Origin of the sequence: Mesorhizobium sangaii (assembly GCF_014207355.1) — a bacterium.
Lineage (GTDB): Bacteria > Pseudomonadota > Alphaproteobacteria > Rhizobiales > Rhizobiaceae > Mesorhizobium > Mesorhizobium sangaii.
Genome location: NZ_JACHEF010000012.1, coordinates 22646 through 47764, shown reverse-complemented (window position 1 = coordinate 47764; position 25119 = coordinate 22646). Strand labels below are relative to the sequence as shown.

Annotated in this window: 17 protein-coding genes and 8 pseudogenes; 12 read left to right on the top strand and 13 right to left on the bottom strand. The window is 58.3% G+C overall.

From position 1 onward, the window contains the following. Window positions 1-24 precede the first annotated feature (24 nt). Window positions 25-477 (top strand): aspartate 1-decarboxylase, encoded by a 453-nt coding sequence (panD, locus tag HNQ71_RS32660; RefSeq protein ID WP_184878486.1) that lies wholly within the window; start codon window positions 25-27, stop codon window positions 475-477. Between the two features lie 182 nt (window positions 478-659). On the opposite strand, the gene HNQ71_RS32655 is transcribed toward panD, so the two are convergent. Next, entirely contained in the window at window positions 660-908 is a 249-nt protein-coding gene (locus HNQ71_RS32655) for a hypothetical protein (protein WP_184878470.1), read from the bottom strand. Window positions 909-1412: 504 nt separating this feature from the next. On the opposite strand from HNQ71_RS32655, the pseudogene HNQ71_RS32650 reads away from it, so the two are divergent. Continuing rightward, window positions 1413-1957, top strand: a pseudogene (locus HNQ71_RS32650) (response regulator). A gap of 624 nt (window positions 1958-2581) precedes the next feature. Here HNQ71_RS32650 and HNQ71_RS32645 read toward each other — a convergent pair. The 3 genes and pseudogenes from HNQ71_RS32645 to HNQ71_RS32635 form a co-directional block, all read right to left on the bottom strand. Beyond that, complete coding sequence (locus HNQ71_RS32645) at window positions 2582-2848, bottom strand: hypothetical protein (protein ID WP_184878467.1); 267 nt, start codon at window positions 2846-2848, stop codon at window positions 2582-2584. Window positions 2849-2987: 139 nt separating this feature from the next. Further along, window positions 2988-4312: pseudogene (hemN, locus tag HNQ71_RS32640) on the bottom strand (oxygen-independent coproporphyrinogen III oxidase). 768 nt (window positions 4313-5080) lie between these two features. Continuing rightward, on the bottom strand, window positions 5081-5299 hold the full coding sequence (locus HNQ71_RS32635) for a hypothetical protein (protein WP_184878464.1): 219 nt from the start codon (window positions 5297-5299) through the stop codon (window positions 5081-5083). Between the two features lie 815 nt (window positions 5300-6114). Between HNQ71_RS32635 and HNQ71_RS32630 the strand changes: the two genes are divergently transcribed. The 3 genes and pseudogenes from HNQ71_RS32630 to HNQ71_RS32620 all read left to right on the top strand — a co-directional run. Then, window positions 6115-6762, top strand: a complete 648-nt coding sequence (locus HNQ71_RS32630; protein ID WP_281391488.1) for an FkbM family methyltransferase — start codon at window positions 6115-6117, stop codon at window positions 6760-6762. Window positions 6763-7426: 664 nt separating this feature from the next. Then, window positions 7427-8536: a nodulation factor fucose acetyltransferase NolL gene (gene nolL, locus HNQ71_RS32625; protein ID WP_184878457.1), complete on the top strand. Its 1110-nt coding sequence runs from the start codon at window positions 7427-7429 to the stop codon at window positions 8534-8536. Between the two features lie 509 nt (window positions 8537-9045). Continuing rightward, a pseudogene (locus HNQ71_RS32620) lies at window positions 9046-9591 on the top strand (IS110 family RNA-guided transposase); the annotation flags it as partial. A 277-nt stretch (window positions 9592-9868) separates the two neighbouring features. Here the strand turns inward: HNQ71_RS32620 and HNQ71_RS35245 are convergent. Next, window positions 9869-10160: pseudogene (locus HNQ71_RS35245) on the bottom strand (coproporphyrinogen III oxidase); the annotation flags it as partial. Window positions 10161-10174: 14 nt separating this feature from the next. Between HNQ71_RS35245 and HNQ71_RS35990 the strand changes: the two are divergent. Both HNQ71_RS35990 and HNQ71_RS32610 read left to right on the top strand, forming a co-directional pair. After that, window positions 10175-10681: a DDE-type integrase/transposase/recombinase gene (locus tag HNQ71_RS35990; RefSeq protein ID WP_425492297.1), complete on the top strand. Its 507-nt coding sequence runs from the start codon at window positions 10175-10177 to the stop codon at window positions 10679-10681. A 735-nt stretch (window positions 10682-11416) separates the two neighbouring features. Next, window positions 11417-12580 (top strand): porin, encoded by a 1164-nt coding sequence (locus HNQ71_RS32610; protein ID WP_184878567.1) that lies wholly within the window; start codon window positions 11417-11419, stop codon window positions 12578-12580. 741 nt (window positions 12581-13321) lie between these two features. On the opposite strand, the gene HNQ71_RS32605 is transcribed toward HNQ71_RS32610, so the two are convergent. Then, window positions 13322-13756, bottom strand: coding sequence for a hypothetical protein (locus HNQ71_RS32605; RefSeq protein ID WP_184878452.1), 435 nt, complete (start codon window positions 13754-13756; stop codon window positions 13322-13324). 98 nt (window positions 13757-13854) lie between these two features. Here HNQ71_RS32605 and HNQ71_RS32600 point away from each other — a divergent pair, with 98 nt between their 5' ends. The 3 genes from HNQ71_RS32600 to HNQ71_RS32590 all read left to right on the top strand — a co-directional run bounded on the left by HNQ71_RS32600 (window position 13855) and on the right by HNQ71_RS32590 (window position 17546). Further along, a complete protein-coding gene (locus tag HNQ71_RS32600; protein ID WP_184878449.1) occupies window positions 13855-15192 on the top strand; it encodes a serine hydroxymethyltransferase in 1338 nt (445 codons plus the stop codon). Window positions 15193-15247: 55 nt separating this feature from the next. Further along, entirely contained in the window at window positions 15248-16423 is a 1176-nt protein-coding gene (metK, locus tag HNQ71_RS32595) for a methionine adenosyltransferase (RefSeq protein ID WP_184878446.1), read from the top strand. Between the two features lie 109 nt (window positions 16424-16532). After that, window positions 16533-17546: an adenosine kinase gene (locus tag HNQ71_RS32590; RefSeq protein ID WP_184878443.1), complete on the top strand. Its 1014-nt coding sequence runs from the start codon at window positions 16533-16535 to the stop codon at window positions 17544-17546. Window positions 17547-17550: 4 nt separating this feature from the next. Here HNQ71_RS32590 and HNQ71_RS35985 read toward each other — a convergent pair whose 3' ends face one another. Next, window positions 17551-17751, bottom strand: coding sequence for a hypothetical protein (locus tag HNQ71_RS35985; RefSeq protein WP_184878440.1), 201 nt, complete (start codon window positions 17749-17751; stop codon window positions 17551-17553). Here HNQ71_RS35985 and HNQ71_RS35980 point away from each other — a divergent pair. After that, a pseudogene (locus HNQ71_RS35980) lies at window positions 17674-17847 on the top strand (hypothetical protein); the annotation flags it as partial. The gene HNQ71_RS35985 and the pseudogene HNQ71_RS35980 overlap by 78 nt on opposite strands. A 42-nt stretch (window positions 17848-17889) precedes the next feature. On the opposite strand, the pseudogene HNQ71_RS32575 reads toward HNQ71_RS35980, so the two are convergent. Further along, window positions 17890-18114, bottom strand: a pseudogene (locus tag HNQ71_RS32575) (alcohol dehydrogenase catalytic domain-containing protein); the annotation flags it as partial. On the opposite strand from HNQ71_RS32575, the pseudogene HNQ71_RS35750 reads away from it, so the two are divergent. Continuing rightward, window positions 18112-18376, top strand: a pseudogene (locus HNQ71_RS35750) (zinc-binding dehydrogenase); the annotation flags it as partial. The pseudogenes HNQ71_RS32575 and HNQ71_RS35750 sit on opposite strands and share 3 nt — an antisense overlap. Here HNQ71_RS35750 and HNQ71_RS32565 read toward each other — a convergent pair. The 5 genes and pseudogenes from HNQ71_RS32565 to HNQ71_RS32545 all read right to left on the bottom strand — a co-directional run. Beyond that, window positions 18349-19184: pseudogene (locus HNQ71_RS32565) on the bottom strand (ISNCY family transposase); the annotation flags it as partial. The pseudogenes HNQ71_RS35750 and HNQ71_RS32565 sit on opposite strands and share 28 nt — an antisense overlap. Window positions 19185-19463: 279 nt before the next feature. After that, window positions 19464-21056: an alpha,alpha-trehalose-phosphate synthase (UDP-forming) gene (locus tag HNQ71_RS32560; protein ID WP_184878438.1), complete on the bottom strand. Its 1593-nt coding sequence runs from the start codon at window positions 21054-21056 to the stop codon at window positions 19464-19466. Window positions 21057-21257: 201 nt separating this feature from the next. Further along, entirely contained in the window at window positions 21258-23087 is a 1830-nt protein-coding gene (locus HNQ71_RS32555; protein ID WP_184878418.1) for a secretin N-terminal domain-containing protein, read from the bottom strand. Between the two features lie 340 nt (window positions 23088-23427). Continuing rightward, the gene (locus HNQ71_RS32550; protein WP_184878415.1) at window positions 23428-23958 is read right to left on the bottom strand and encodes a hypothetical protein; all 531 of its coding nucleotides are present in this window, start codon (window positions 23956-23958) and stop codon (window positions 23428-23430) included. Between the two features lie 36 nt (window positions 23959-23994). Next, on the bottom strand, window positions 23995-25110 hold the full coding sequence (locus HNQ71_RS32545; RefSeq protein ID WP_184878412.1) for a hypothetical protein: 1116 nt from the start codon (window positions 25108-25110) through the stop codon (window positions 23995-23997). Between the last annotated feature and the right edge of the window lie 9 nt (window positions 25111-25119).

The window sequence follows — 25119 nt, the reverse complement described above, 5'->3', positions numbered from 1 at the left end:
TGATCGATAGGGACAAAAGAACCAATGCGAAAAATAGTCGCCGGCAAGCTGCACGGCATTTACGTCACCGAAGCGAACCTCAACTACCACGGTTCGATAACGCTCGACCCGGACCACTGCGAAGCAGCCGGGATCCTGCCGATGGAATTCGTGGAGGTATGGAACAAGAATTCCGGTGCGCGGATTTCGACCTATGTCATTCTGGGCGAGCGCGGCTCACGCTGCTGTATTCTAAACGGAGCGGCTGCCCGCACTTGCCAACCCGACGACCAGATCATTGTCTGCAGCTCCATCTACCTGGACGAAGCGCATATTACCTGTCTGAAGCCGCGGATCGTCACGTTCGACCAGGATAACCACATCCTCGACCGCCTGAGCTACTCCGTCGATCTCGACGCACATGGGCGTTACAGTTTCTCGATCCTTGACGAGGCGGATGAGGCTTTGGCCATTCCTGCCCTGGTCTCCGGGGCATGACTTGCGCCGCATATGTGAGAGCCTCTACGCCCCGTTGCAACTTGCTCAGTGCTGAAGAGAGGACCTAAACGTCACGGAGCTGCTGACACTCCAGCTTTCGTGAGATGGCGCAATGTCCCGCATCTCCATAATGCGCGAACAGCGACGTGACTCTAATGTGATTTTGCGTGTTTGAACCGGTCTCAGGTTACTTGCGGTGGCGGCTTGCAAATTCTTGCTGCTTTTTCCAGCGCTACGGCCGCGTCCTTGACGACCTGGCTTTTCATGATCTTTGCCGCCGTGTCGATCAAGCAGGCCACATAGTCATCTTCCGCATCGGCAGCGGTGCCAACCATCATCATAAATATGGCCAGCCGGACGGCCACAAGCAGCATTGAAATGGCCGTTCGGCGATGTGTTGCTCCTGCGGGCGCCAAAGGCTCACCAGCCATCTGACGTCTCCCCAAATCTGGTGCCGATATCAGTGTTCGTCAAATCGGTGGCTTGCTAGCGAGGCCGAGCCTGGCTCGTTGGCCATCGGCGAAATTCTCGGCGGGAGACTGTGTGCTGAACCGAAGAACTGTTAGCTTGCCGTCCTCAACAACATGAACCACCCATCCCCCATGGGCGCGTTTGACGCGCACGTCATTTGGTTCGCCAACCACCATCACTGCCCCTCATTTTCATCGCCCTGGACCGAGACTGGAAGTCGTTCCCCTGAACAGCGAAAAACACGGGACCTTACGTAACGTCAAGCACAGATTTTCCGGACATGCTGCGCTGCCGAAGGTTCAGGAAGTCGAACAGTCTAAGGACCCGCGCATTCCTGACAGGGGAACTGCTTTCCGGTTCACCTTGCGCATCATCGAAAAGGAAGAGGTGGCCACTGCCCGGGCAGTAATCTGGTGCATGTGGTCGATGACGACTTTGACGTGCGTAAGTCGCTTGGCTTCCTTATGGCTACTGCCGACTTGGCCGTGCGTCTGCAGGAGTCGGCGACGGCTTTTCTGACTGCGGCAGCCGATAGTCTGGAAGGCTGCATCGTATCCGACGCGCGCATGCCCGGTATAGACGGCATCGAGTTCCTTGGCCAGCTCCGGAGCCGTGGACATACGCTGCCGGTCGTCGTCATGATGGGTCATGCCGATGTGGCGCTCGCGGTACAGGCAATGAAGGAAGGCGCGGCCGATTTCATTGAAAAACCCGTTCAATGACCAGGTTCTGATCGACTCAATCAGCTCGGCATTGGACAACAACCAAAACGGGTGCTGCAACGCACCCGCAAGCTGCGGTATCCTTGGTCATCGGGCAAGTCTAACTGAGCGCGAGCGGCAGGTCCTGGACGCACTGGTGTCCGGCCTGTCGAACAAGACCAGCCTATGCCCTGGGAATCAGCCCGCGCACGGTCGAAATTCACCTCGCGAATGTCATGAACGAGACGGGAGCAAGCAGCCTGTCGCATCTGGTACGAATGGCTTTGATCGTGGAGTCCAAATATTAAGGCGAGTCACGGAGAGGGTTGGTCGCGTTTGCCAATGCCCGACCTGGCTCCCAATCGCGCCAATGGGTCGGGTGAATGTCGATCCGGGCGCCAGTCACAGCATTGGTCCAACCGTCCCGCACCTTCCTGCAAGCAAATACAAGCGCGTGTTCGCCATCCGCGTCAAAGACGGCCAGTTCGAGGTTGCGACCAAACGGAGCGCTTAGGATTGGCTTCCACATTTCCCCATGATCTGCAGAAAGCAGCAGCTCCGCCTTGATCTGAATCATGCGCGAATTGCTCATTGTAACGGGGCGTGACCGAAGCTCAGTCTCGCGGGTATGGATGCGCAGCGGCCGTCCTATCGGGATGGACCGGCTCCTCGATCGATGAAGCACTATGGGTGCCCGGTAGACGGCAAGTCGAGCGATGATTCATCGCCGATGGCGCCACGATCAAGACTGGCGAGCGGATTGGTTCACATTGAAGCCGCGCTGCACGAGATCGTGGCGCCATCGAATGGCCGCGCGAGGATCGTGGCACGGTGAACGCTATTCTGGAACCATCTCGATTTTGGCGGTCCTGGACGATACGAGCCGTACCCGGTGACCCGTCTCAATGCGTGAGACTTCGGGCTCGCGCGCCTCAACGCAAACTCGAGGACCTATTCATATGCAAACTCAACATGCCGTCGCGTGGCTGGACCACCGCGAAGCCAAGGTGTTCTTTTTCAATCGTGAAGGAGTCGAAAGCATGAGGCTCACGACCCAGCTGTCCCACCACCAACTCCACAAGGCGGGCACCGTCGATGACAGAGACCGCCGAACAGGACTCGCCTATCATGTGACCAGGGAAGGACGAGTTTTTGCCAGCCATATCGATCGTCCCCATCCGCAGTTGAAAGGTCAGCATTGTCAACGTCGAAACGGCGGACCACCCCACGCAAGCGCGGATCGTGGCGCGTGCGCGGACATTCTTCCGTGCCGCCGACCGCATGTTGCCATAGACGCGTCGAATTTCGCTTCGGCTCTCTCATCCCGATTCGCAGTGCTTACGGGGCCACCCGGGCCAGAAAAGCATCGAATGCGGCAGCAACAGCGCGAATCACAAATTGATGCTCCTGCCGCACGCGAATGAAACCCTTTTCGATGTCCACTATCCCATCCTCCAGCATCGCTAAGCCTTCAGCTGAATCGAGAAAACGGATCTCGATCAAATCCGTGTGCGGCACAGATTGCTGGCACATCGACCTCGAGATCGCACATCAGCCGCTCGATGATTGCGGCTCGCACGCGGTCTTCGTCAGCGAGACGCTAGCCCTTCGACGTCGCCAGACGGCCAACTGCGATGAGCCGGGTGTACGAATCGCGTGTAACCTCGTTTTGGACGTAGCCCTCGCCGACACGGCCGATAGCCGCCGAAACCGATCAGGGTTTTGCAGGTGTCGGCCGAGTAACCCAGCGAGTTGCGCCCCAGGCGACCGGTTTTCTGTGCCAACGCGAGCTCGTCCTCCGGCAAGGCGAAATGGTCGAGCCCGATCTCTCGGTAGTCTGCGGCAACCAGCGTTTCGGCCACGGCCGCAGCCTGTTCGGCGCGGGCAGCGCTGTCCGGCAGTGCTGTCTCCTCGATCTGGCGCTGATTCTTTATCACGGACGGAATGTGCGCGTAGCCGAACACCGCAAGCCGGTTGGGGCGCATGGCGATCGCCGCCGTCGCGGTCTCGACACAGGACTGCACCGTCTGACGCGGGAGACCGAAGATGAGGTCGAAGTTGTTGCGGCTTACTCCATGCCGGCGCAGCATTTCGACGGCAGCCGCCGTTTGCGCCTCACTCTGGACCCGGTTGATCGCTTTTTGAACAACGGGATCGAAGCTCTGCACGCCGAGGCTCGCGCGGTTCACACCCGCTGCTCCTAAGGCTTCGGCCATCTCGGCCGTGAACGTGCGTGGGTCGATCTCGACGGCAACCGTAGCCGTTTTCCTGAAAGCAAAGCGGCGGCGCAGGAACTCCATCAGAGCGAGGAACTCAGCTGGCCCGACGAGGGTCGGCGTTCCGCCAAAATGCACGTCGCTCACGGGCAGCGCCCGCGACGCTTGCTCCGAGACCAGACGGATCTCGTCATGCAGCACCGTTAGATAATCGAGGATCGGCGCATCCCGGCGGGTGATGGTGGTAGGGAAGCCGCAATACCAGCACGTCGATCGGCAGAACGGAACGTGGAGATAGAGTGAAACCGGATCGTCAGCCGGTAGGTCCCTGAGCCATTCCGCATAAGCTTCTGCACCGACCGCCGCGGAGAACTCCGGCACAGTCGGATAGATAGTGTACCAAGGCAGGTGGGCCACGCGATATTTTGTCAGGATCGAGGTCTGCAACAATTACCGTCTCATGCTGATAACTATCATCTTTGCTGCTGCGCTCTCCCGTGTCTTTGCGCTATGTCAGTCCGTTCCGCATTCGGCGCGAAACTTCGATACCACCGATCAATCTTGGCTGGATGGCGATGGTATGAACACCTGGCCGGTCAGCTTCAAGCGCCATCGCGTTCCCGCCGAGGTCACTTGCGCACACCAACGGTTTTCGCGGCAAGCTCGTCGCCTTCCGGCCAACCGACAACGACGGCGTCTTCGATGCCTACTTCCGCCACCAGAAAATCCAACATCGACCTCAACGCGTTCCACCTATGGCATGGGAAACTGTTCGCGATGTCTTCGCAAGGATCGCCAGCTTTCCGCCCCCCTTGCTTGCCGATAAATGGTCCGACGGGGGGCTGGGATTGGTCGACAGGCCGAAGGGCCGGCACCCGCTGCCCTGCCAGACATTTCCCCCGCAAGGGCGAGGCCGCCAGCTTCACTACCGCGTAATCACGATCGTGGGGCGCTGGATTTCCCAGCCCTCGCGCTCCAGCTCTGCCACGCTGGTGTTCCTCGCTGGGGCACCTCCCCGCGGATTCCGACCGAAGCCGCACCTCGCAGCCGGCGGGAAGCATTAAGGCCCGCCAAAGAAGCAAAGACGGACACTAACCAGAGTTTTGCGGCCGAGACCCACTGTAAGCGGAATCGAGCCGGTTCATCTTGCCTTCGACCACGTCGTCCAAGCTGCATAGTTGTGGGAGCCCGGATTCTCGCTGGTTGTTTGACGCATCATGCTTCATCAAAGGACTGAGCGATGCCTTTTCGCGAGACGCGACGATGTTCTTTCGTTGAAAACTCACTCACCAGCGGTGTTAAATGCGCTGAGTGTGGCTTGGGGAGAGTGAGCACGCTTTGCAGATCTTTGACAGGATTGATTCGCTGATAGACGCAGGTGATTGCCGGGCCGCGATCGAAGAGGCGCGCGCCTTGCTGCTTCAGCTTGAACAAAGGTCTGACGCGCTCACACACGCGATCGACGACTTTCTGCTCGATCTGATGACGCTGGCTTTCATAGTTGAATGTTACGGACGGAGCTTTGGACTTTTCGCGCGAACGCTTGCCCGTAGAAGACTGGCAAAGGTCAGGCTTTTGTCGAGAGGGGTCGACTCCGCTATGGGGAAATCACACCCCAGGCCTGATGGCTGAAGCGGCGGTCGCCCCGCGTTCCGCACAGTGGCGAAGGTAAACGGTGCCGCTCTTTGCCAAAGGGCGCGTCATCATGGTAGCGTTGGCCTGCCTTCTGATGCGTTGGTCTCGCTCACGCTATCCGAATGTGCCCGATCCTGGGATGTCCGACTTTCAATTGAGCCCGGGAGAAATCGTGCGCCTTCAGTCTATCCCAAAGCGTAAGCGGGTCGGCGTAAGGCGGGACCCGCCGAACGTAGTCCTCCCCCGGGCAATCACAGGTGCATGGTAATGGATGTATCCATCCCGTGCATGGGTACCATCATAACTATCGATTTTATCAATCAGAGAATAGCGGATATGAAAACAACCTCGGGGTCTACTGATAATGCGAGCTGCCATTCGCGGGATGTCGATCCTATAGCCCGACTGGCGCGGTCGTCGCAGGACCAGAAAACAATAGTGTTGGGCCGCGCTAGCCTGGAGTTCTGCTATACGCTCCTCGGGGGGGGGCGTCGCGCGTGTAATTGAGGCATCGAGGGTGAAGTTCAATGAATATACAGCGGTCCTTTAGAGAAAGCCTGCCAATTTCTATACGGCGCACGGCGCAAGAGCTCCTGGAGCGCGTGCGGGAACCGATGTCTTCGTTAGGAGTACATCGGCAGATTGTTTCACTCCTCCAAAAGCCCAATCCTGTCATTTTGGACATCGGCTGCAATGACGGAACGGATACGCGCCGTTTTCTCAGGCTTTGCCCAAAGGCTCAGCTCTACTGCTTTGAGCCAGACCCTCGAGCGGCTGCTCGCTTTAAGAAATACATGAATCTGTATCTGGACAAAGTGAGGCTGTTTGAGATCGCGATCAGCAACCGAAATGGTACGATTGATTTCCATCCAAGCAATGGAGAAGGAAGTGCCAAGGAATGGGACCAATCTGGTTCGATACGCCGACCCAAGAATCATCTTGTCGAACATGATTGGGTACGATTCGATCGCCCTGTTTCGGTTGAAACTCGAAGACTTGACGACTGGTGCAGCGAAGCGAACCTGAACGAGATCGACTTCATCTGGATGGATGTGCAGGGAGCCGAGTCAGATGTCATCGCTGGCGGCAGACAGACCTTGAGCAACACGCGCTTTATCTACACGGAATACAGCGACCACGAGCTCTATGAAGGGCAGCTATCCCTGCAGGCCATTCTCGGTCTTTTGCCTTCGTTCGAATTGGTGACCTGCTATGCCCGCGGAGCGGAGGGTGATGTATTGCTTAGGAATACGAGCCTCTAGAACAGACCGTTCTGCTTCTGTCCTGCTGCAGCCCCTCCATCCTTTATTAGAGATCCACAAGCCGCTGGATTGGGCTGTGAGGATCGTACCGTGAGCGGTTGCAGCATGCTCGATTGTACCGAGGCCTGGCTGCCCGTGCAGATTCGTCGCAACAGGTTTCCGTAAAGCGAGGCAAGGAATTGGCCCCGTGAAGGCCTCACATTTAAGCTTGAGGCCACCTGAACCACGGGATTGTGCCGGGTTGAATCCAGGAGATGAAATAAACTAAATGTCGCGAGGCTTCGCCGAGCTCAGTGAGTCGAACAGGATCATGGATGAGGAGCCGCAAGGCGTCTTTTCCCTAACGAGGCGCAATCGCGAGACGATGTTGCCACACGTGATCGCGATCGCCACTGCGCTGGAGGTTTGCGACCGGGTACGAGGTTTTCGTCCGCTCGGTTGCAGCCAGTCGGCCTCGATACCATCGCCCCGATCCGTGCAAAGTTCAATAATTTGCACCGAACCTAGCGCGCTGGCCCTGTCCATGCCTAACCATCATTGCCTGCGAAGGTCCCAACGGCTGCTGAACTGTCGCCCCAAAGCGAGCCCGTTAAGAACAGCGATGCCGGGGCGGAAGGGGAAAACCGCGAATAATGCATAGACACAATAGACATCTGGAGGCCTGATGCGTGATCAAGCAACAGCCGGGTATGATAAGCGTGATTTGCGCTTCGCAGGAGCAAACACCCGAGATCTAAGCTTCGACTTCGCCAAGGGCGTACTCATTATTTTGGTGATAATCGGGCACCTATTACAATCTGTAATCTATAGAGACACTGACTCCTTTTGGCTGTCTCCATATTTCATGGCAATCTACATGTTTCATATGCCCCTATTTATGGCGGTAAGTGGATACCTTTCTTCTGGAGCGATTCTACGCAAATCCTTCGGTCAAGCTGTCGGCGATAGAGCAATGCAATTACTGCTTCCAATGGTAGTTTGGTGCGCCTTAATCTGTGCGTTAAAGTCCACATTTGTTTCTCCACCAAGAAGTTTAAGTGATGAACTTTGGGATTTTTCGAGGGAATTCACAGGTACGTACTGGTTCATCTGGGCGGCATTCGCTTCTTTCCTTCTTATTAAATTTCTTATAACTTTCAGTCGCTTATCGATGTGGATTATATCCGCGTCTGCAGTTGTGGTGGCATTTTTGCCCATCACATTGTCGATAGTTCCGTTGGCAAGATACACTTACGCATTCTTCTGTCTTGGGTTCCTGTTTTCCAGTCGACCGCAGCTGACGAGTGTGATCGTGCGCCCCGAACTGCCTTTGGTGGTCTTACTCTCGACGGCAACTTGCCTGTGCTTCCTTGCTTGGGGAAGGGAGACTTACGCCTACAACAATCTTGTTCTAGTTCACAATGCGCAGTCGGCTAGACAGGTATTGCTGATGTTCGCTGGCTCGGCAGCGGCCTCCGCAGTGGCTATGCAGTTTATGTTCCAATGCTGGAGAGCAGGCTGTTCAGCAAAGGTAGTCCGCTTCGTCGCAGTGGGGCTTGGTCAGAGCACGCTGCTGCTTTACCTGGTTCAGGGTGCCGTCTTTCGCCTGATGGATTTAATACAGTTCGGGCAACTCTGGGGTCTCATCACCAGAATCGTGGTTGCAAGTGTGCTTGGAGTGGCGATTGTTGTCATAGCGATGACAATTCGCTGGATGGTGCGCGACCTTGGATATGTCTCGCGGCTTGTCGGAGCGCCACCACGCCCAGGTCTGCTCAAAAAAGCTAATAGCTAAGCCTTCAATTCGGGCTGAGATCGCGCTGAAGTTGGGCTGGCGATCGTGGCGCCAAGCCTTTCCATGAGCTATCTGGCTTTCTCTTCGAGTTCAGCATTGCTCTTCACGAGCTCGGTCTGCGACATGCGGATCGTGTCCTCCATGGTTCTTGATGCGCACCATCCGGGCCTCGCCGGTGTAAGAACATTCGGCGCCGATCATCGCCGTGTGAAATGTCCGATCGCCGAGCCCTCGCCATCATGCCGGGTCAGGGCGCTGATCGTGGTAACCGGTTGGGTCTGTCGCCTCATATTTTCTTCCTTGTTAGGCACGAATTGTCCAGGAAGTCGCTGCTGACAACTATAGCACGTCGGTCGCTTCCTCCGCGCCGAGCTATATGGATGAGACCGCCCGGGAGCAAGCGACGCGTTCTGGGAGACGTATACCCTGAAAACAGACCGGGTGAGCAGGCAGGCTACAATGCCTTGGCGCGTTACGATCCCCAAACTCCGCCAGGTGGCCACGCAGGGCGTTTCGTTCCGGTGAAGAGCCAGGAGCAGCAGAGTGTGCTGATGCTGCATCGGGTCGGTGAGCTGCTGATCCGCCAGCGAACGATGCTGGTGAACGAGAAGATCAGCGAGATGGACAGCCAGATCCATGCTTGGCACCGCTCCAATGAACTGAGCCGACGCCTCGAGACAATTCCCGGAATCGGCCCAATCACTGCAAGCGCGATCGCTGCGACCGTAGCGGACGCGACGCTCTTCAAACCCGGCCGGCAGCTGGCGGCATGGATAGGCTTGGTGCTGCGGCAGAACTCATCGGGTGGCAAGGACCGCCTCGGCAGGATCAGCAAACAAGGTGATCCTTATCTACGCCGCCTTCTCGTGGTCGGTGCCCATGCAGTGCTCCGGTTCAGCGGAAAGGGCAAAGCGGCGTCTACCCGCTGGGCTGCCGAGCTGCTGGCGAAGAAGCCATAAAACGTCGTCGCCGTCGCCTTGGCGAACAAGATGGCGAGGATCGTCTGGGCGCTGATGATGACCGGCCGATGTTTTGAGGATTCCGCCGCCCGTTGAGGCGGTCGCGGAGGATGCAGAGATTGGTGAGAGTGCTGATGGTGTGATGGCGAACGGTCGAGCCGAGATCGGACAAACCCGCTCAGTGGGTGCCGCTTGAAAGCGCGTTGACCTGTCTGGGACCCGATCAGCGGACTACATCAGGGCCAGCGGCATGAACGTCGCTATCAAAGGCCGTATACATGCCTGCACCCGACCAACCGCCAGAAGCGCCGAAAAAGCCCTTGCCACGCGGAGGCCGTCCATACATGCCACTGAACTTTCATCCAGCGGCGATTAGAGCCTTGGCCGTTTTGCTCCGACACGAGCGGATCTCGTCATGCAGCACCGTTAGATAGTCGAGGATCGGCGCATCCCGGCGGGTGATCGTGGTAGGGAAGCCGCAATACCAGTACGTCGGCAGAACGGAACGTGGAGATAGAGTGAAACCGGATCGTCAGCCGGTAGGTGCCTGAGCCATTCCGCAAGCTTCTGCACCCGACCGCCGCGGAGAACTCCGGCACAGTCGGATAGATGGTGTGCCAAGGCAGGTGGGCCCCGCGATATTTTGTCAGGATTGAGGTCTGCAACAGGTTCCCTTCCTATGCTGAAACCATCATCCTTACCGCTGCGCTCTCCTGTGTCTCTGCGCTATGTCAATTCGTTGCTTCGGCGCGACCTTGTATTTCACCAATGTGAATGCCCACGCGGGCGATGTCGCCGATCAGTCTTGGCTGGATGGCGACGGGATGAATGGACACCTGGCCGGTCAGCTCACCGCCATCGCATTCCCGCCGAGACCATCTCGCACGCTTTTGGTTCCACCATCGCTTCCCTTCAGTCTGCGCCTGTCGCGGAGATGCTGCTGGAGCGCGGCATTGCCATATCCCTACGAGACGACGCGGCGTCGGGACCAGGCTTTGCTTGGCGGCTTCATCGTAAGACGCCGTCGCGCAGCGATATCTGGCATCTCGATGAGCGCGTGGAATCGACTGCCGGCAAGAGGCATTGGCAGTGGACCGCCGTCGATCAGGACGGGAATGTGCTGGACGAGATCGTCCACGTCCGCCGCAATGCTAAGGCTCCCAAGCGCCTACTGCCTCGCTGCTGAAAGCAGGGCTGCGCCCTCAAGGGGCATGATCATCGACAAACCGCGCTCCTATGGCCGCAAAGGGCCAGGTGGTGCGGCAAGTCGAGCATCGCTCGGACAATGGACTTAACAATCGCGCCGAGAAACGCGCATGTGCTGCTGCAAAAACAGAACGGGCCATGCACGGCTTGCGATCCAGAGGCGGTTTTACAACGGTTCGTGTCGATCTCTCAGCCTTGCGAAATTACTTGTCCGGTCTGATTGGCAAGCTGGCGCCCGGGATCATGACCAGCTTGGCCAGGACCAAGGCGAGGCCCTCCGCCCTAACGATGATGACGCCTACTGGGGAGCATCTCGCCTGACGTACCGAGACGGTGCCGTCGCATGATGTCTCAATCTCGAGGTTTCATAGCAAACAAAAGCCGTCGCCATTGTACGAAATTGTTGCGTATCGAACAGACGAACACATCCGAAACGTTTGCTTTTCGTGCTCAGCTTGACCCTCAAAGCAAAAAAGAAGGAAGCGCGGCCAAGGTACGCCGGCCAACTTGAGTGTCAGCGCGCAGCTACCTCTTCCAGGATGGCACGTCACTTGCCCAGTCAACTTTGGAAGCCGTTGTGACGGTGTACCCACAACTAGCGGAGATGACCATGGCGATTGACTCAGAAGTGCTGAATCCCCCGGGCCAACCGAAGACTTTGGCTGAAGAGCTGCGTCGAGGCACAGCACGCCGTGGCATAGGAGCTGCAGTCATAATGAACATCACGAGCCGTCTTCTCGGCTCAGCCGCAACCCTGATCGCAGTTTCGGGTGCTCGGGCCGCCGACGCGGTGACGGTCGCCGAGCCGGAACCGACCGAATACGTCAAGATCTGCGACGTCTACGGCGCCGGCTACTTCTATATCCCTGGCACTGAAACCTGCCTGCGCATCGGCGGCTATGTCCGTTACGACATTGGCCTCGGTGATGTCGGGTCGTATGACCCCGCAAGAACCTTTGTGAGGACTGGCAAGGATCAGGGCACATGGCGAAACAACACGCGCTTCACGTTCAAAACTTGGACCGGCCAGGAGACCGAACTCGGCGCTTTGAAGACCTATTCCGAAACCCTCATGAACTTCGGTAACCGCAACGCTTATTTGGGTCCGGACAGTCCTCAGAACAATGCTTTCAACACAGGCCTCACGTTGACTTCCGCCTGGATTCAGCTTGGTGGCCTCCGAGTTGGTAAGGACGAGTCGGCCTTCGATACATTTATTGGCTACGCTGGGAATGTCCTCAATCAGTTTCCTGTTCCGTACGGCGACTTCGATACAAGCGTGGTTCAGTACTACTTTGATGCCAGTAACGGCTTTTCGGCTGTGGGTTCACTCGAAGGAGGCTCTGGCGTAGTTGGGACTATCGACAGCTATGTTCCGCACGTCGTCGGCGGCGTGAAATACACGCAAGGCTGGGGCGCGATCACCGGCGTTGGCGCTTATGACAGCAACTACGAATCGGTGGCCGGCAAGGTCCGCGTCGACGTCAATGTCACCAGCGGACTGTCGCTATTCGGAATGTTCGGCTACGGTGCCAATGGCAAGCTCAACGATGACTCCACTAAGGCAATCGACGCTCATCGTCGCGGCTTCTACAAAATTTGGGGCGGCAACTGGGCATTCTGGGCCGGCGCCAGTTACAAGTTCAACGAGACAACTTCGTTCAACCTTCAGGTCTCCGGTGATCAGCTCAAGAACTATGGTTTGGCTGCGAACGTCGCCTATACGGTCGTTCCAGGTTTCACGGTCACAGCCGAACTCGACTATGACCATTACAGCGATTTCGGCGTCGGCATGGTCGGCCCTTCCAACGTGAACTGGACTGCCACTGACAAAAAGGACAGCGTCGGCGGCATCCTCCGTTTCCAAAGCTCATTCTAGCTGACGAATGAAAACTGAATCTCGGTGGTCCGATTGAGCGGACCTATCGCCGGATCCGTTTGAGCAAAAGCGGTGTTATGAGATATCATGAAAAACTCGAATTTTTCAGATCTCGGCATAGAGCGGGACAGCTCAATCTCCATGAATTCTATACCGCCTGTGTTGGTCTAACTTGGCCTTGCAGCACGACCTTGAAGACTACAGCAGCGGTGGACGGTCTGACGAAAGTCCCATTGCAGAGAAGAACTCGTTCCACGCCTCATCATCGCCCAGTTGATCAGGAACATGGTTTTCCTGATGGACACTGCAGCGCTCAAGCACGCAGCATCACATTGAGCTAGGCGGCCATGAGCGGCATCGCGCGGCTCTGAACCTGTTTTCCGCTATAAGCTATTTACGGAGGGTTCGTTCCTCGCCGACATCGTTCGGCCGAGGAAGGCAGCAGAAGGCGAACGCGAACGCGATCGTGATCGGCAGCTCGCTGGTCGGGCGGGCGTGATGACTTCAGTGAAGAAGAGCCTGCGTTGCAACCGATCCTTCAAAGAAATTCATAGACTCTTAACAGCTCCAAGCCGCATCGAATGGTACGCTTATAGCAACATCCGAGGGCAGTAGTGGGCCAAACCATGGTGTCGTTTACTATGCGACCGCCGAAAAGCATGCATTTCGGTTTTAAAGGCAATGGCTATAGGCTCATCTTGCTTCGAATATCGCCACTGTCAGCTCGAAACAAGTACGTGCTTACAAATGAGCACGTATCCTCGCGAGCACCTCGAGTGTTCGGTCACTGGGATAAGCAACACCATAATTGGTCGAAACCTGTAGCAGCTGTGGAGAACGCCAAATGACAAAGTCAGTAGGGCGGGCGCCCAATTTTTCCATATGGCTTGATGCTGACCAATGATGACGCTGGTCAGTCGCTTGCGGACGGCAGCGCATCTTGATCGTCTTCGAATCCTGGGCCTTTGCGCGCATGCGGACCTGACGGTCTGCGAGCTGGCGGAGATTCTGGGGCGGCGTCGCGAGCACGTTGTGCGACACGTCCGGCTGCTCGCCAGAGCCGACTTTCTTTGCTGCAACGAACGACGGCCCTCGTACCATCTCAAAGCGGGGAGCAAGGACGGTGGGCTGGTTCAATTGTTGATCGATCTCCTGCCCCACGACGATGGCTTTCATAAGCTAGACCTGCAACGCCTCAAAGCAATACACGACGCGGTCGAAGGCCCCGCCTGCTTGATCGTGAAATAGATCAATCCAATGGGAGCGAAACTGTCATGGACAACTTCGCCGACGGCGCCATCGCGCAGCCCGATACCTACGGACGGTCTCCCTTGGCCGCGGTCGATTGGCGCGTTCACGAACTGCTTCTAAGACAGGAGCGGCAGGAGCGCACGACGCTCAAACTGATCGCTTCCGAGAACTTCGCCTCTTCGGCCGTGCTGGAAGCGACGGGCTCGATTTTCACGAACAAGTACGCCGAGGGATACCCCGGTGCGCGCTACTACACGGGAAACGAGATCGTCGATGAGCTTGAGAACCTCGCCATTGAGCGCCTGAAGGCGCTATTTGGCAGCGAACACGCCAACGTCCAGCCTTATTCCGGCTCGCCGGCCAATCAGGCTGTCTATCGCGCGCTTCTGAGCTCGGGAGACAAGGTGATGGGCTTGTCCCTCCCCGGTGGGGGTCATCTGACACATGGATGGGCCGTCAACTTCTCAGGCACTGATTACAAACGCATCCCCTATGGGCTGCACGAAAAGACGCAGCAGATTGACTATCACCGCTTGCGCGAGACGGCCAAGCGGGAACGGCCGAAACTCATCTGGGTCGGCGGAACTGCCTATCCGCGTGTCTTTGACTATGCGGCAATGGCCGAAATCGCTTCGGAGGTGGACTCCTATCTGGTGGCCGACATCGCACACATCAGTGGCCTGATTGTCGCAGGAGCGCACCCGAACCCCGTCGGCCATTGCGACGTCGTCAGCAGCACGTCTCACAAGTCAATCCGCGGTCCCCGCGGGGGCTTCATTTTGTCAAGAAATGAAGATCGTTATCAGGCGCTCTATCATCCGAAAAGCAAACACAATCTCGCCAAACGTATAGACCGTGCGGTGTTCCCTCTCCTGCAGGGCGGACCGCATATGCATATCATCGCCGCTCTAGCTGTCACTTTGCAGGAAGCCGCGAACCCGTCCTTCCGTGTTTACGGTCAGCAGATCGTCAAGAATGCCAAGGCGCTGGCCCGGGCGCTTCTGGAGCGAGGGTATGACCTGGTCACCGCGGGGACTGACAATCACATGCTGATCCTTGATCTGCGCAATCGGCCACTGTCAGGCAAAGCCTATGCCGAGCGACTGGCAAAGGCAGGCATCATTACGAATTTTAACATGGTGCCGGGCGACCCGCGCCATCCGGCGGTCACAAGCGGAATTCGCCTGGGGTCGCCAGCAGTGACGTCCATGGGCATGCGCGAGGCGGAAATGGTGCAGATTGCCGCCTTCATCGACCTGGTCTGCCGCCAGCCCGATGATCCGGATGTCCATGCCTGCGTGCGGAGAGAGGTCGCCGACTTCTGCGCTGCGTTCGAGGTCCCTGGCATCACCGACAGGTAAGGCGGGCAAATCGAAGGTCGCCACCTAACTCCAACATCTGAAGCGAGGACATTCAATGACTAGGCAGTTCGTATTCTCTTCCGAATCCGTCGGCGCGGGACACCCGGATAAGATGGCCGACAACATCTCGGATGCCATCCTCGATGCGATCCTCCGCACCGATCCGAAGGCGCGCGTCGCGTGCGAAGCGTTGGTGAAGACAGGGATAGTCGTTCTGGCTGGCGAGATCACCAGCGATGCGCAGGTCGATTACAGCCAAGTTGCCCGCGAGACGATTCTCGATATTGGATACGATGACGATGCCATCGGCTTTGATGGTCGGCGTTGCGCCGTCGTTCTGGCTCTCACCGAGCAGTCACCCGACATTAGCCAGGGCGTTGACGAGGGACGAGGGCAGGATCTCGACCAGGGAGCGGGGGACCAGGGCCTCATGTTTGGCTTCGCATGCAGCGAGACCGAAACATTGATGCCTTTACCAATCCAACTCGCCCACAGTCTGACGAAAAGGCAGGCGGAGGTGCGGAAGGCGGGACAGCTTGGCTGGCTGCGCCCGGATGTGAAATCTCAAGTGTCCGTCCGCTATGAAGGTTTGCGCCCGGTGGCGCTTGATACCATAGTCCTGTCGACGCAGCATGACGAGGAGGTCTCACAAGAAACGGTCCGCGAAGGCGTCATTGAGGAGATCATAAAGCCGGTCTTGCCTCCCTACTTAGACGCGACGGGGATCAGGTTCCTGGTCAATCCAACCGGCCGGTTCGTGGTCGGTGGGCCGCGCGGCGACTGCGGGCTCACCGGACGCAAGATCATCGTCGATTCCTATGGTGGGATGGGGCGTCACGGCGGCGGCGCCTTTTCGGGCAAGGACCCATCCAAGGTCGACCGCTCGGCCGCCTATGCCGCGCGGTACGTCGCAAAGAATGTCGTTGCCAGCGGCCTTGCGGAGGTCTGCGAGGTTCAGCTGGCCTACGCAATCGGCGTGGCTGCCCCGGTGTCTATCCTCGTCAACACTTTCGGGACCGCAAAGATCGAGGAAAAAAAGATCGAGCGCCTTATTCTCGACCTTTTCGATCTCCGACCGAAAGGCATTATCAAGATGCTTGATCTGTTGCGCCCGATTTACCGCAAGACCGCGACATACGGACACTTCGGCCGTGAAGAGCCGGAGTTCACCTGGGAGAAGACGGACAGAGCTGACGACTTGCTGCGTGAGGCAGGACCGGCAGCTGCGTGAGGCGCCGATGTTGGATCCAGCTACATGCGGCAACCCATTCCAACTCCCCAGACCCCGCTCGCGCCCGGGCATGGCAAGAAGCCGGCTCGGGTTTTTGGCGGAGACATTGATGCCGGATTATGACGTGCTTTGCATCGGCAATGCCATTGTCGACATCATCGCCCAGTGCGACGAGGACTTCCTCGAGACCAACGGCATCATCAAGGGCGCGATGAACCTCATCGACACCCAGCGCGCCGAATTGCTCTACAGCCGCATGGGCCCGGCGATCGAAGCGTCCGGCGGCAGCGCCGGCAACACGGCGGCCGGCGTCGCCAGCTTCGGCGGCCGTGCCGCTTTCTTCGGCAAGGTTTCCAACGATGCGCTCGGCGAAATCTACGCCCACGACATCCATGCGCAGGGCGTCGCCTTCGACACCAGGCCGCTCAAGGGCCTGCCGCCGACGGCGCGCTCGATGATCTTCGTCACCCCCGACGGCGAGCGCTCGATGAACACCTATCTCGGCGCCTGCGTCGAGCTCGGGCCGGAAGATGTCGAGGCCGACAAGGCTTCGGGCGCCAAGGTCACCTATTTCGAGGGCTATCTGTGGGATCCGCCACGCGCCAAGGAGGCGATCCGGCAGACAGCGAAGCTGGCGCACGCAGCGGGCCGCGAGGTGTCGATGACGCTTTCGGATTCGTTCTGCGTCGACCGCTACCGCGACGAGTTTCTCGACCTGATGCGCTCGGGCACCGTCGATATCGTCTTTGCCAACAGCCACGAGATCAAATCGCTCTACCAGACATCGTCGTTCGACGAGGCGCTGGCGCAGATCCGCAAGGATTGCCGAATCGCCGCCGTCACCCGCTCGGAAAAGGGCTCGGTCATCGTGCGCGGCGACGAGACCGTCACCATCGAGGCGACCAAGATCCGGGAGCTTGTCGACACCACCGGCGCCGGCGACCTGTACGCCGCCGGGTTCCTGCACGGTTACACGCAAGGTCGCGACCTCAAGACCTGCGGCGATCTTGGCTCACTGGCGGCCGGGCTGGTCATCCAGCAAATCGGCCCAAGGCCGAGGCAGAATTTGCGCGAAGAGGCTGAGCAGGCGGGGCTGATCCATTCCGGACATTCAAAGGACTAGTAGCCTACTTCCCGTTGTGCAGGCTATTCGAGGGAGCGCGAGGAGCGCAATCCCGCAGGGTGTAGGAGATCCTGATCTCGAACATGATGAAGGCGCTGGTGAAAGCCAAGGCCGAACCGGCATCTGGATGGAAGAGGTGCCGGTGCCGGAAATCGGCCCCAACGATGTGGCTGATCAAGGTCAGGAAGACCGCGATCTGCGGCACCGACGTCCACATTTACAATTGGGATCAGTGGGCGCAAAAGACGGTGCCGGTGCACTGTCCGGTCATGAATTTGTCGGCACGGTCGCCGATTTCGGTGCGGCGGTCACCAAATATAAGGTTGGCCAGCGCGTTTCAGGCCAGGTCAAAGGACAGGGCTGTGTGAACCGCATTGCCCAGGGGATCGAAGATCGCGGCGATCTCGTCCGGCACGTCGTCGGGGATCGGCACGACATTGTGCTGCGGGATCGCCAGATACTCGCCGAACGCGCCGGGGCGGTTGACGCCGACGCCGAGCGTGTTTCGGCACAGATGCCCCCTGCCCGCGCGGCAGCTGCGGCAGTGGCCGCAGACGATGTGGCCTTGGTCGGCGAAGACGTGCTGGTCACCTGCGCCGGGCCGATCGGCATCATGGGCGCGTTGGTGGCGCAGTGTGTCGGTGCGCGAAAGGTGGTCATCACCGACATCAATCCGGTGCGGCTGGCCTTGGCGAAAAAGCTCGGCGTCCAGCATGTCGTCGACACCTCGAAGGAAAAGCTACGCGATGTCATGCCGGCGCTCGGCATGGGTTTTGACGTCGGCCTTGAAATGTCGGGCGGGCTTGTGGCCGTATTCGGTATCGCGGCTGCCTTTGACGATGATATCGGCATGGGGCTCGAACAGGCTGACCAGCTTGTCGCTGGCCGGCACCAACTCGCCGGCCAACACCCGCCGCTCACTCTGTGTGATGATGCGTTCGACCAGCGGCCGACAATGACAGACCTGGGCCTGCCAGAGTTCGACGAGCGGATTGCTCGCCATGGCCAATTGCGCCGCTGCCTGCCGCAGATATGCCAAGGTGGCGTGGGTGATCCCGATCAGTTCGTGGTAGAGCGGAACACGATTGGGTGGACCACGTGTGAACTGGATCTTGCGGGCGCGCTTCTTGGCCGCGCGGCAGTGATCGTGCCATTCCAAGCCGGCGCCGCCGGCCAAGGCATCAGCCTGCTTCTGAGGTCACTGTGTTGTCCAGCCGCACGACACCGCCATCTTCCAGTTTTGCCTGCCGGGCATTCGACAGCAGCACCCGATTGATCTGCTCCCAGGTCTCGGGTCGGATCGCGCTGATCGTCTTTTGCAGCACCGACTTCTGCGGGCTCCAGGACCACGGCAGCCGCGCAAAGGCTCGAAATGACGCTGAATCCTCAAGATGGAAGGCTAACTCCTGGTAGGTCAACTGCCGGTTTTGCTTGAGAAGCGCGCAACGTAGACCGCTTCAGCAGGTAGGCCTTGCCGCCCCGATGGCCCTGACGCTGCACCGACCAAGTCTCGCGCCACCAAGCCGAGCAGATCGCGGTGCTCGTCCAGCCACCGCGACATCGCCTTCAGTTCGTGGCCGATCTCGTGCGTGGCGAAAGATCGAATATGCTGGCTTGGACGGTGCGTTCTTGGCGCATTGTCCGCTCCGGCGGTGGCAGAAACGCTTTGGAATCAGTGGCTTGATCTCGAGTGTATCTGAAACCGCCGGGCCTTGCCTGCCGAAAAGCAGGATTCATTCAATAATATCAGAAGCTTGCCGTTTATGGACGCGCACTAGCTAGGGCCGGATCGGTTGTTCAGGGAGGCTTACGGCGCGGTCTGCACCACTCGTGGTCGGCAGAACCCAATGTCTATCCATAGCGCGTTTCAGCGCGGCGTCCAACTCAGCGGCGTTCAGGTGCGAGGGCATTTGCGCCTCATTGATCCAACCAAGGCGGAGATATCGGAACTGTTCCGCGCGCACCGACCCGGCTTTTGTCCAGCTCCCGAACGAAGTGCGCCGACCAATCGTGGATAGTATATGCCTCAAGTTTATTTATCATCGACCGCCAGCGTTGGATGCGCTCTTCGCGCGGCATATTGGCCGCTTTTGAAATTGCGGCCGCGATCTCGTCAGGGTGGGTAGGATCCACCAGCAGCGCTTCATTTTGATCGAAGTCTTCGGCCGCACCTGCAAACTTCGATAGGACCAAAACGCCGGGATCGTTCGGATCTTGCGCCGCGACATATTCTTTCGCCACCAGATTCATGCCGTCACGCAAGGGCGTCACCACGCCGACACGCGCAGCGCGGTAGAGACATGCCAGTTGAGCCCGGGTGAAAGGATCATTCTCATAGAGGATCGGCCGCCACTCGTCCGTGCCATGCTCGTCATTGACACGGCTGACCAGGCTCTCAACGTTACGTTTGTAGTCTTTATACGCTTCGATTTCGGTGCGCGAGGGATTGGCGATCTGCAGGAGCACTATGCTGCGCGGCTCGGCTGCCAACACTTGACCGAACGCTTCGATCCGGACGTCAATACCCTTGGTGTAGTCGAGCCGGTCGACCCCGATTGCAAGCTTCGCGCCGTTGAGTTTCTTCTGCAAAGACGAGATATAGAGGTCCTGTTTCGCAAGCGACTCCGAAGCATGCTGTGCGAACTGGTTGGGATCGATACCGATCGGAAATTTCTGGCAACGCGTCTGCCCACGCGCCGAGATCACTATACCGTGCTCGACTTCCAGCCCGAGATGGGTATGGAGGCAGGCGCGGAAGTTGTCTAGGTCCCAGTTCGTCTGAAAGCCGAGCAGATCGTAGGCGAGCATCGATTGCATGAGCTCACGATGATTGGGCACTCGCTCCATGATGTCGGGTGCTGGCCATGGCGTATGGAGGAAAAGGCCGATCGGCTTGTCGACGCCGAGACATTGCAGACCAGCTCCAAGTGGAAGAAAGTGATAGTCATGCACCCAGATTGCATCCCGATCCCTGAAGTGGAATGCGGCTCCCGCCACAAACTTGTTGATCTCCCGATAGCTTTCATAGTCTTTTGCGGAGGCGGCCATTCGGTCAGGCAGCGAGTGCAACGCCGGCCACAATATCGAATTCGCGAAACCTTCGTAGTACCCCGAATAGTGCTCGCGCGGCAGATCGAGTTTCGCCACTTTGCCCTCGCCGTGCGGCCCGATATCCAAGGGCTCGTTGCCGTCGCCTAACTTGCCCGAGGAGCCCATCCAGACGGCGCCAGAGCGTTCCACCAGAGGCTCGAGGGCCGCGGCAAGCCCGCCCGTCTTCGGTTGAAGCGGGTCGAATGTCGCAATTCGGTTTGAGATGACGAGAAGTTCGATATTTGGTTGCAGGGCGGCCTCAATGAGATGGTCCTCTTGCTGGGCAGCGCTAACACGAGTGCAAGGGCCTGCACTGCATTCCGGCGCTGGGTGCTGTGCCGCGTCTCGCAGGTGCTGGTCAAAGGCTGCGTGCAGGATGGGAGAGGCTGCCGCGTGAACATTGTTATTAATTCTATCCATCTATACCTCCGTCTAGATCTCCAGTTTATACGTACCCATACGGTCTGTGGCGACGAATTCGTCCCTGCTGCTGGTCCCACGCCATTAGAGCACTTCCGTTCTGCAGCAGAGTGTCGAGCGACCTATTGAGAGTCCTCCGCGGCCCAGTCCAGCAGCCGAGCGAGTGAGAAAAACCACCTCCGGTTGGTCAGCTGTTCCCATTCACTTTCGCCTTGGGACCGGCGGTTGCGACTGAGCTGACGGCGTTAGCCGGCGGCCCAGGTCGGGGGCCAGCGACTCGAATTTTTCACGCAGTTCCTGGGTCAGTGCTCTTGCGTCGGCGTCACTGTCAACCACCCGCGGGTTAAGCAATATTAAGAGCTCAGTCCGTTCCTTGGCGTTTTCCGAGCTGCGGAACAGTCCTCCTAAAAGCGGAATATCCTTCAGCACAGGAACCCCAGAATTGGCTTGGTTGGTGCTATCTTGCATTAATCCGCCGATAGCGATGGTGTCGCCGTTTCGTACCGATACGGTACTCTGGAGGCGGCGCATCGAAATCACTGGGGATTGAACATTGGTGAGCGTATTCCTGTTGCCGGTGCTGACCTCCTCGAACGTATCGAGTGTTATGCTACCACCGGCACCGATTCTGGGGGTAACAGCCAAGATCACCCCTGTGTCGCGCATCTCGACGTCGCTCACGATCGGTGAGTGCTCGCTTGCGATAGATTGCGATGATCGGACGAGGATCGGGACCTGATCGCCCACCTGGATCGTGGCGGTTTGATTGTCGACCGCAAGAATGCGCGGCGCGGATACAACCTTGACCTCCCCAAGCGCGCTTAGCCCATGTAACACAATGTTGACGTCCGTGCCGGGAAACACATACGACAAACCATTTGGAACTGCGCCCAAGCCCTTGGTCGAGAGAAGATAGTCCACACCGTAGCGCAGACCATCATTCAGCCGCACCTCGGCGACGATGGCTTGGATGAGAACCTGTCGAGGCTTGACATCGAGTTGACGGATCGCGGCCTCCACGATCTTATAGTCGTGCGGTGATGCGAGTACTACGAGCGCGTTCTGCCCGGTGTCCGCCTGGATCCGCACCGGCGCCGAGAGGCCAAGACGGTTCGGTGACATCACCGTTTCGTCCACCGGATGCGTTCTCGAGACGGTCGCATCTGGCATTTCGGCCGGCAAACCTGGCACGTTGACCGGCAGGCTGGCTCGATTGGATGCGCCACTTCCCACCGATAGGTTGCCGAACATTCCCGCGGGCTGTGCATGGGGGACAGCACTGGGCGCCTCAGCGCCGAACGTTTGCGCCAGCACATGCGCCGCTTCCGAAGCCCGCCGGTAGAGCAGTGGACGCACGTGAATGTTAGCCGTCGCCTCCGACGCACTATCCAATTTGACGATCGCCTGGCGGACTTGCTTGAGAGCTGCAGCATCTTCTGCCACAACAAGGATACCATTCAGTCGCTCTAGCGCCGCAAATTGGACAAGGCCTCTCTTTTGGCCATTTTGCGTAAACAACAAACTGAGGTCTCGCTCAATGTCGGCCGGGCTCGCTTGAGACAGCGTGTATAGCGCGAATGACTTGTTAAGCATGGCGTCGGTGTCAAAAAGGCCGACCAGTTCCCGCACAGAACTGACGGATCCGGGCGGCCCCCTGACGACAATCCCCCTCCCTCCGGGCGCTGGCGTGAGATGCACACCCTCCTCCAAGTTCGGTCGGATTACCCCGATGGCCTCAGCCGGATCGACATACCGCACAGGAATAACTTGAACGTTGCTCTGCACGCCGCCGGCGAGGTCGGCCAAGCGCCCCACCCGAACTCCTTGATCACCTGAAGCCAATCCATAGCCGTGCGGCGCCAGCGCTTTGTCGAGCAGCCGTGGCACCTCATTCGCGGGCACCTGGCGGGCCGTATGAAGGGTCATTTTCCCTCCAACGCCAGGATCGATGGTAACGGGCATGCCCATAACGTCGCGTACGATATCCTGCACGACCTGACGGATGTCAGCATTGGCATAGTCGAGGCTCACGCGCCTTGTATCCGATACCACCGGCAGCTTCCGTTCCACTGTGGCTGCGACTGGCTGCGCCTGCCTCTGCCCCGGCACTTCAAAGCCTCGACTCTGCGGCCCGCGAGTTTCTCGCACAGGGGCGGAGTCGGACGCGACGAAGAAGGGCGAATTCAGCAAAACCCCGCGCTCGGGAATCGTACCACCGCCGTAGCACCCCCCTAGAGGTAACAGTAAACAGGGGAGACAGAGTAATGCAGTATCCCTGCTAGTAATAGCCATCCGTACACACCCTGCTCGCTCACCTTAGATTCGCGGGCCATGGGATTTTTATCCTGTCCGCTCGGCACCAATCCGCTCTTTACCTGATATTGCCGAGGATATTCTCCTTGGCTTTGCCATCCTTGGCCACCAAGTTGGTCGTGAGTTCAAGACACTGATTTACTTTGTCCATCAGGGACTGCAGGCGAATGAGCGCCATCTGCGTTTCGCTATTTGCGGTATCGATGCTCGCCTTTAAGTTGGAGATGGCGGCATCGAAGTCCGACTGAACCCCGGAGGTATCGCCCGCGTTCTGCTCGATAGCGATGCCGTTCGCGAGCATCCACTGATGGGTATTCTGGGTCTTTCCGTGCGCGTCCACAAACTCGCCATACGACCGTATTCCCTTGTCAGCCGGCCGGTTGGCGCGCAGCGCGGCCAGAGCGGAGTTCGCTGTTTTCAGCCAGTCGTTCCGCTTCTGCATGTCTTTGAATTCGTCTCTAACTTGATCCTCAAGACGATTATATCGCTCTATCTGGACTAGCAGTGCCAGCGCACACAAGTCGCCCCCACCACCAGGAATATTGGATGCATTTGGAAAAAATTGAGTTAGGAGGCTGACGTTTGGCATTCCATGACCTTTCCTATGCAGATTTAGCTTGTGCTCTCATCCCATGTTGGCAATCCTGCTCCTCGTCTCAGCTTCCGCGCGTCTCGTCTCGGAAAGCTTTTCCAGAACATCCTGGATCATCTTTTCATAGGCCGATTTGAACTCACTCTCGTCGTCGGCGCGAGAGCGCATCTTGGTACCCTCCGCTTCCAACTTTGCCTTTTTCTCCTGCTCACCGGTCGCCCCCATTTTGAAGGCGGCACCTGCGATCTTACCGACCTCGGTTATGCCTGAGGCGAGGCCGCTCCAGATCATGGTCGTCTCGTGGGCGACTTGCTGGGCTCTGTAGATCCTAGTCAGGTCAACGGGCGGCGGCCGGCTAGCCTCCGGGGATGGCCCTGGGACCAGCTTCCGTTCAGGCTGCTGCAGGTCAGCCCGGAAACTCGTTTCCTCCAAACCGCTGAACTTCGCATCGAGGCGAGTGTGTGCTTTGGTCGCGCCCTTGGTGCTGAGGCGCGCAGCGGCTGTCGTGAAGGCGCAGGTTAGGAGCGTGCCGACCAGCTTACGTATCCCAGAAGCGCGAAGCGCTCTGTAGATCCTATTCTGGTCAATGGGGGCCGGATGGCTAGCCTTCGGCGATGGCTCTGCGGCGAGCTTCGTATGAGCCCGAAAACCCGTTTCGTTCAAACCGCCGAGCTTCGCATCGAAGCGAGTCTGTGCTTTGCTCGCGCCCATAATACTGACGCCCGCACCGGCTATGCCGAAGGCGGAGGTTAGGAGCGTGCCGACCAACTCACATATCCCAGAAGCGCGAAGCGCCTTGGCAGCAGCTTCCTGTGCCGCAACATCGCAGTCACGCGCGGCCTGCCGGTCCAGTCTCGCAGATTCCCGGAACTTCAGACTGAGGCTGTGCAGCAACGCGCCAACTGCATATATATCGACTGAGGCGAGCCGTGCTCCCAGATCGGTTTCGGCACCATTGTTTTGGACGACGATGTCTCCCAGCGAACCGGCCGATGCCAACTTGAAGAGATCGGCCGGTGTTGTTATCAGTTCGCCGTCCCTCACGCCTATGCCATCAGACGTCGCGGACATAGGCAAAAAGGGCCAATGTTCATCCAAATCGCGGCCCGGCAGACGAGGGCCGCGAATGTCGTTTGCAGTGTGTAGCATGCATACTCT

What these genes read in the sequence shown, in the direction of transcription:
- panD (WP_184878486.1), top strand. Translation starts at nt 25, where the DNA reads ATGCGAAAAATAGTCGCCGGCAAGCTGCACGGCATTTACGTCACCGAA.
- HNQ71_RS32655 (WP_184878470.1), bottom strand. Translation starts at nt 908, where the DNA reads ATGGCTGGTGAGCCTTTGGCGCCCGCAGGAGCAACACATCGCCGAACG.
- HNQ71_RS32645 (WP_184878467.1), bottom strand. Translation starts at nt 2,848, where the DNA reads ATGCTGACCTTTCAACTGCGGATGGGGACGATCGATATGGCTGGCAAA.
- HNQ71_RS32630 (WP_281391488.1), top strand. Translation starts at nt 6,115, where the DNA reads ATGTCTTCGTTAGGAGTACATCGGCAGATTGTTTCACTCCTCCAAAAG.
- nolL (WP_184878457.1), top strand. Translation starts at nt 7,427, where the DNA reads ATGCGTGATCAAGCAACAGCCGGGTATGATAAGCGTGATTTGCGCTTC.
- HNQ71_RS35990 (WP_425492297.1), top strand. Translation starts at nt 10,175, where the DNA reads ATGCTGAAACCATCATCCTTACCGCTGCGCTCTCCTGTGTCTCTGCGC.
- HNQ71_RS32610 (WP_184878567.1), top strand. Translation starts at nt 11,417, where the DNA reads ATGAACATCACGAGCCGTCTTCTCGGCTCAGCCGCAACCCTGATCGCA.
- HNQ71_RS32605 (WP_184878452.1), bottom strand. Translation starts at nt 13,756, where the DNA reads ATGAAAGCCATCGTCGTGGGGCAGGAGATCGATCAACAATTGAACCAG.
- HNQ71_RS32600 (WP_184878449.1), top strand. Translation starts at nt 13,855, where the DNA reads ATGGACAACTTCGCCGACGGCGCCATCGCGCAGCCCGATACCTACGGA.
- metK (WP_184878446.1), top strand. Translation starts at nt 15,248, where the DNA reads ATGACTAGGCAGTTCGTATTCTCTTCCGAATCCGTCGGCGCGGGACAC.
- HNQ71_RS32590 (WP_184878443.1), top strand. Translation starts at nt 16,533, where the DNA reads ATGCCGGATTATGACGTGCTTTGCATCGGCAATGCCATTGTCGACATC.
- HNQ71_RS32560 (WP_184878438.1), bottom strand. Translation starts at nt 21,056, where the DNA reads ATGGATAGAATTAATAACAATGTTCACGCGGCAGCCTCTCCCATCCTG.
- HNQ71_RS32550 (WP_184878415.1), bottom strand. Translation starts at nt 23,958, where the DNA reads ATGCCAAACGTCAGCCTCCTAACTCAATTTTTTCCAAATGCATCCAAT.
- HNQ71_RS32545 (WP_184878412.1), bottom strand. Translation starts at nt 25,110, where the DNA reads ATGCTACACACTGCAAACGACATTCGCGGCCCTCGTCTGCCGGGCCGC.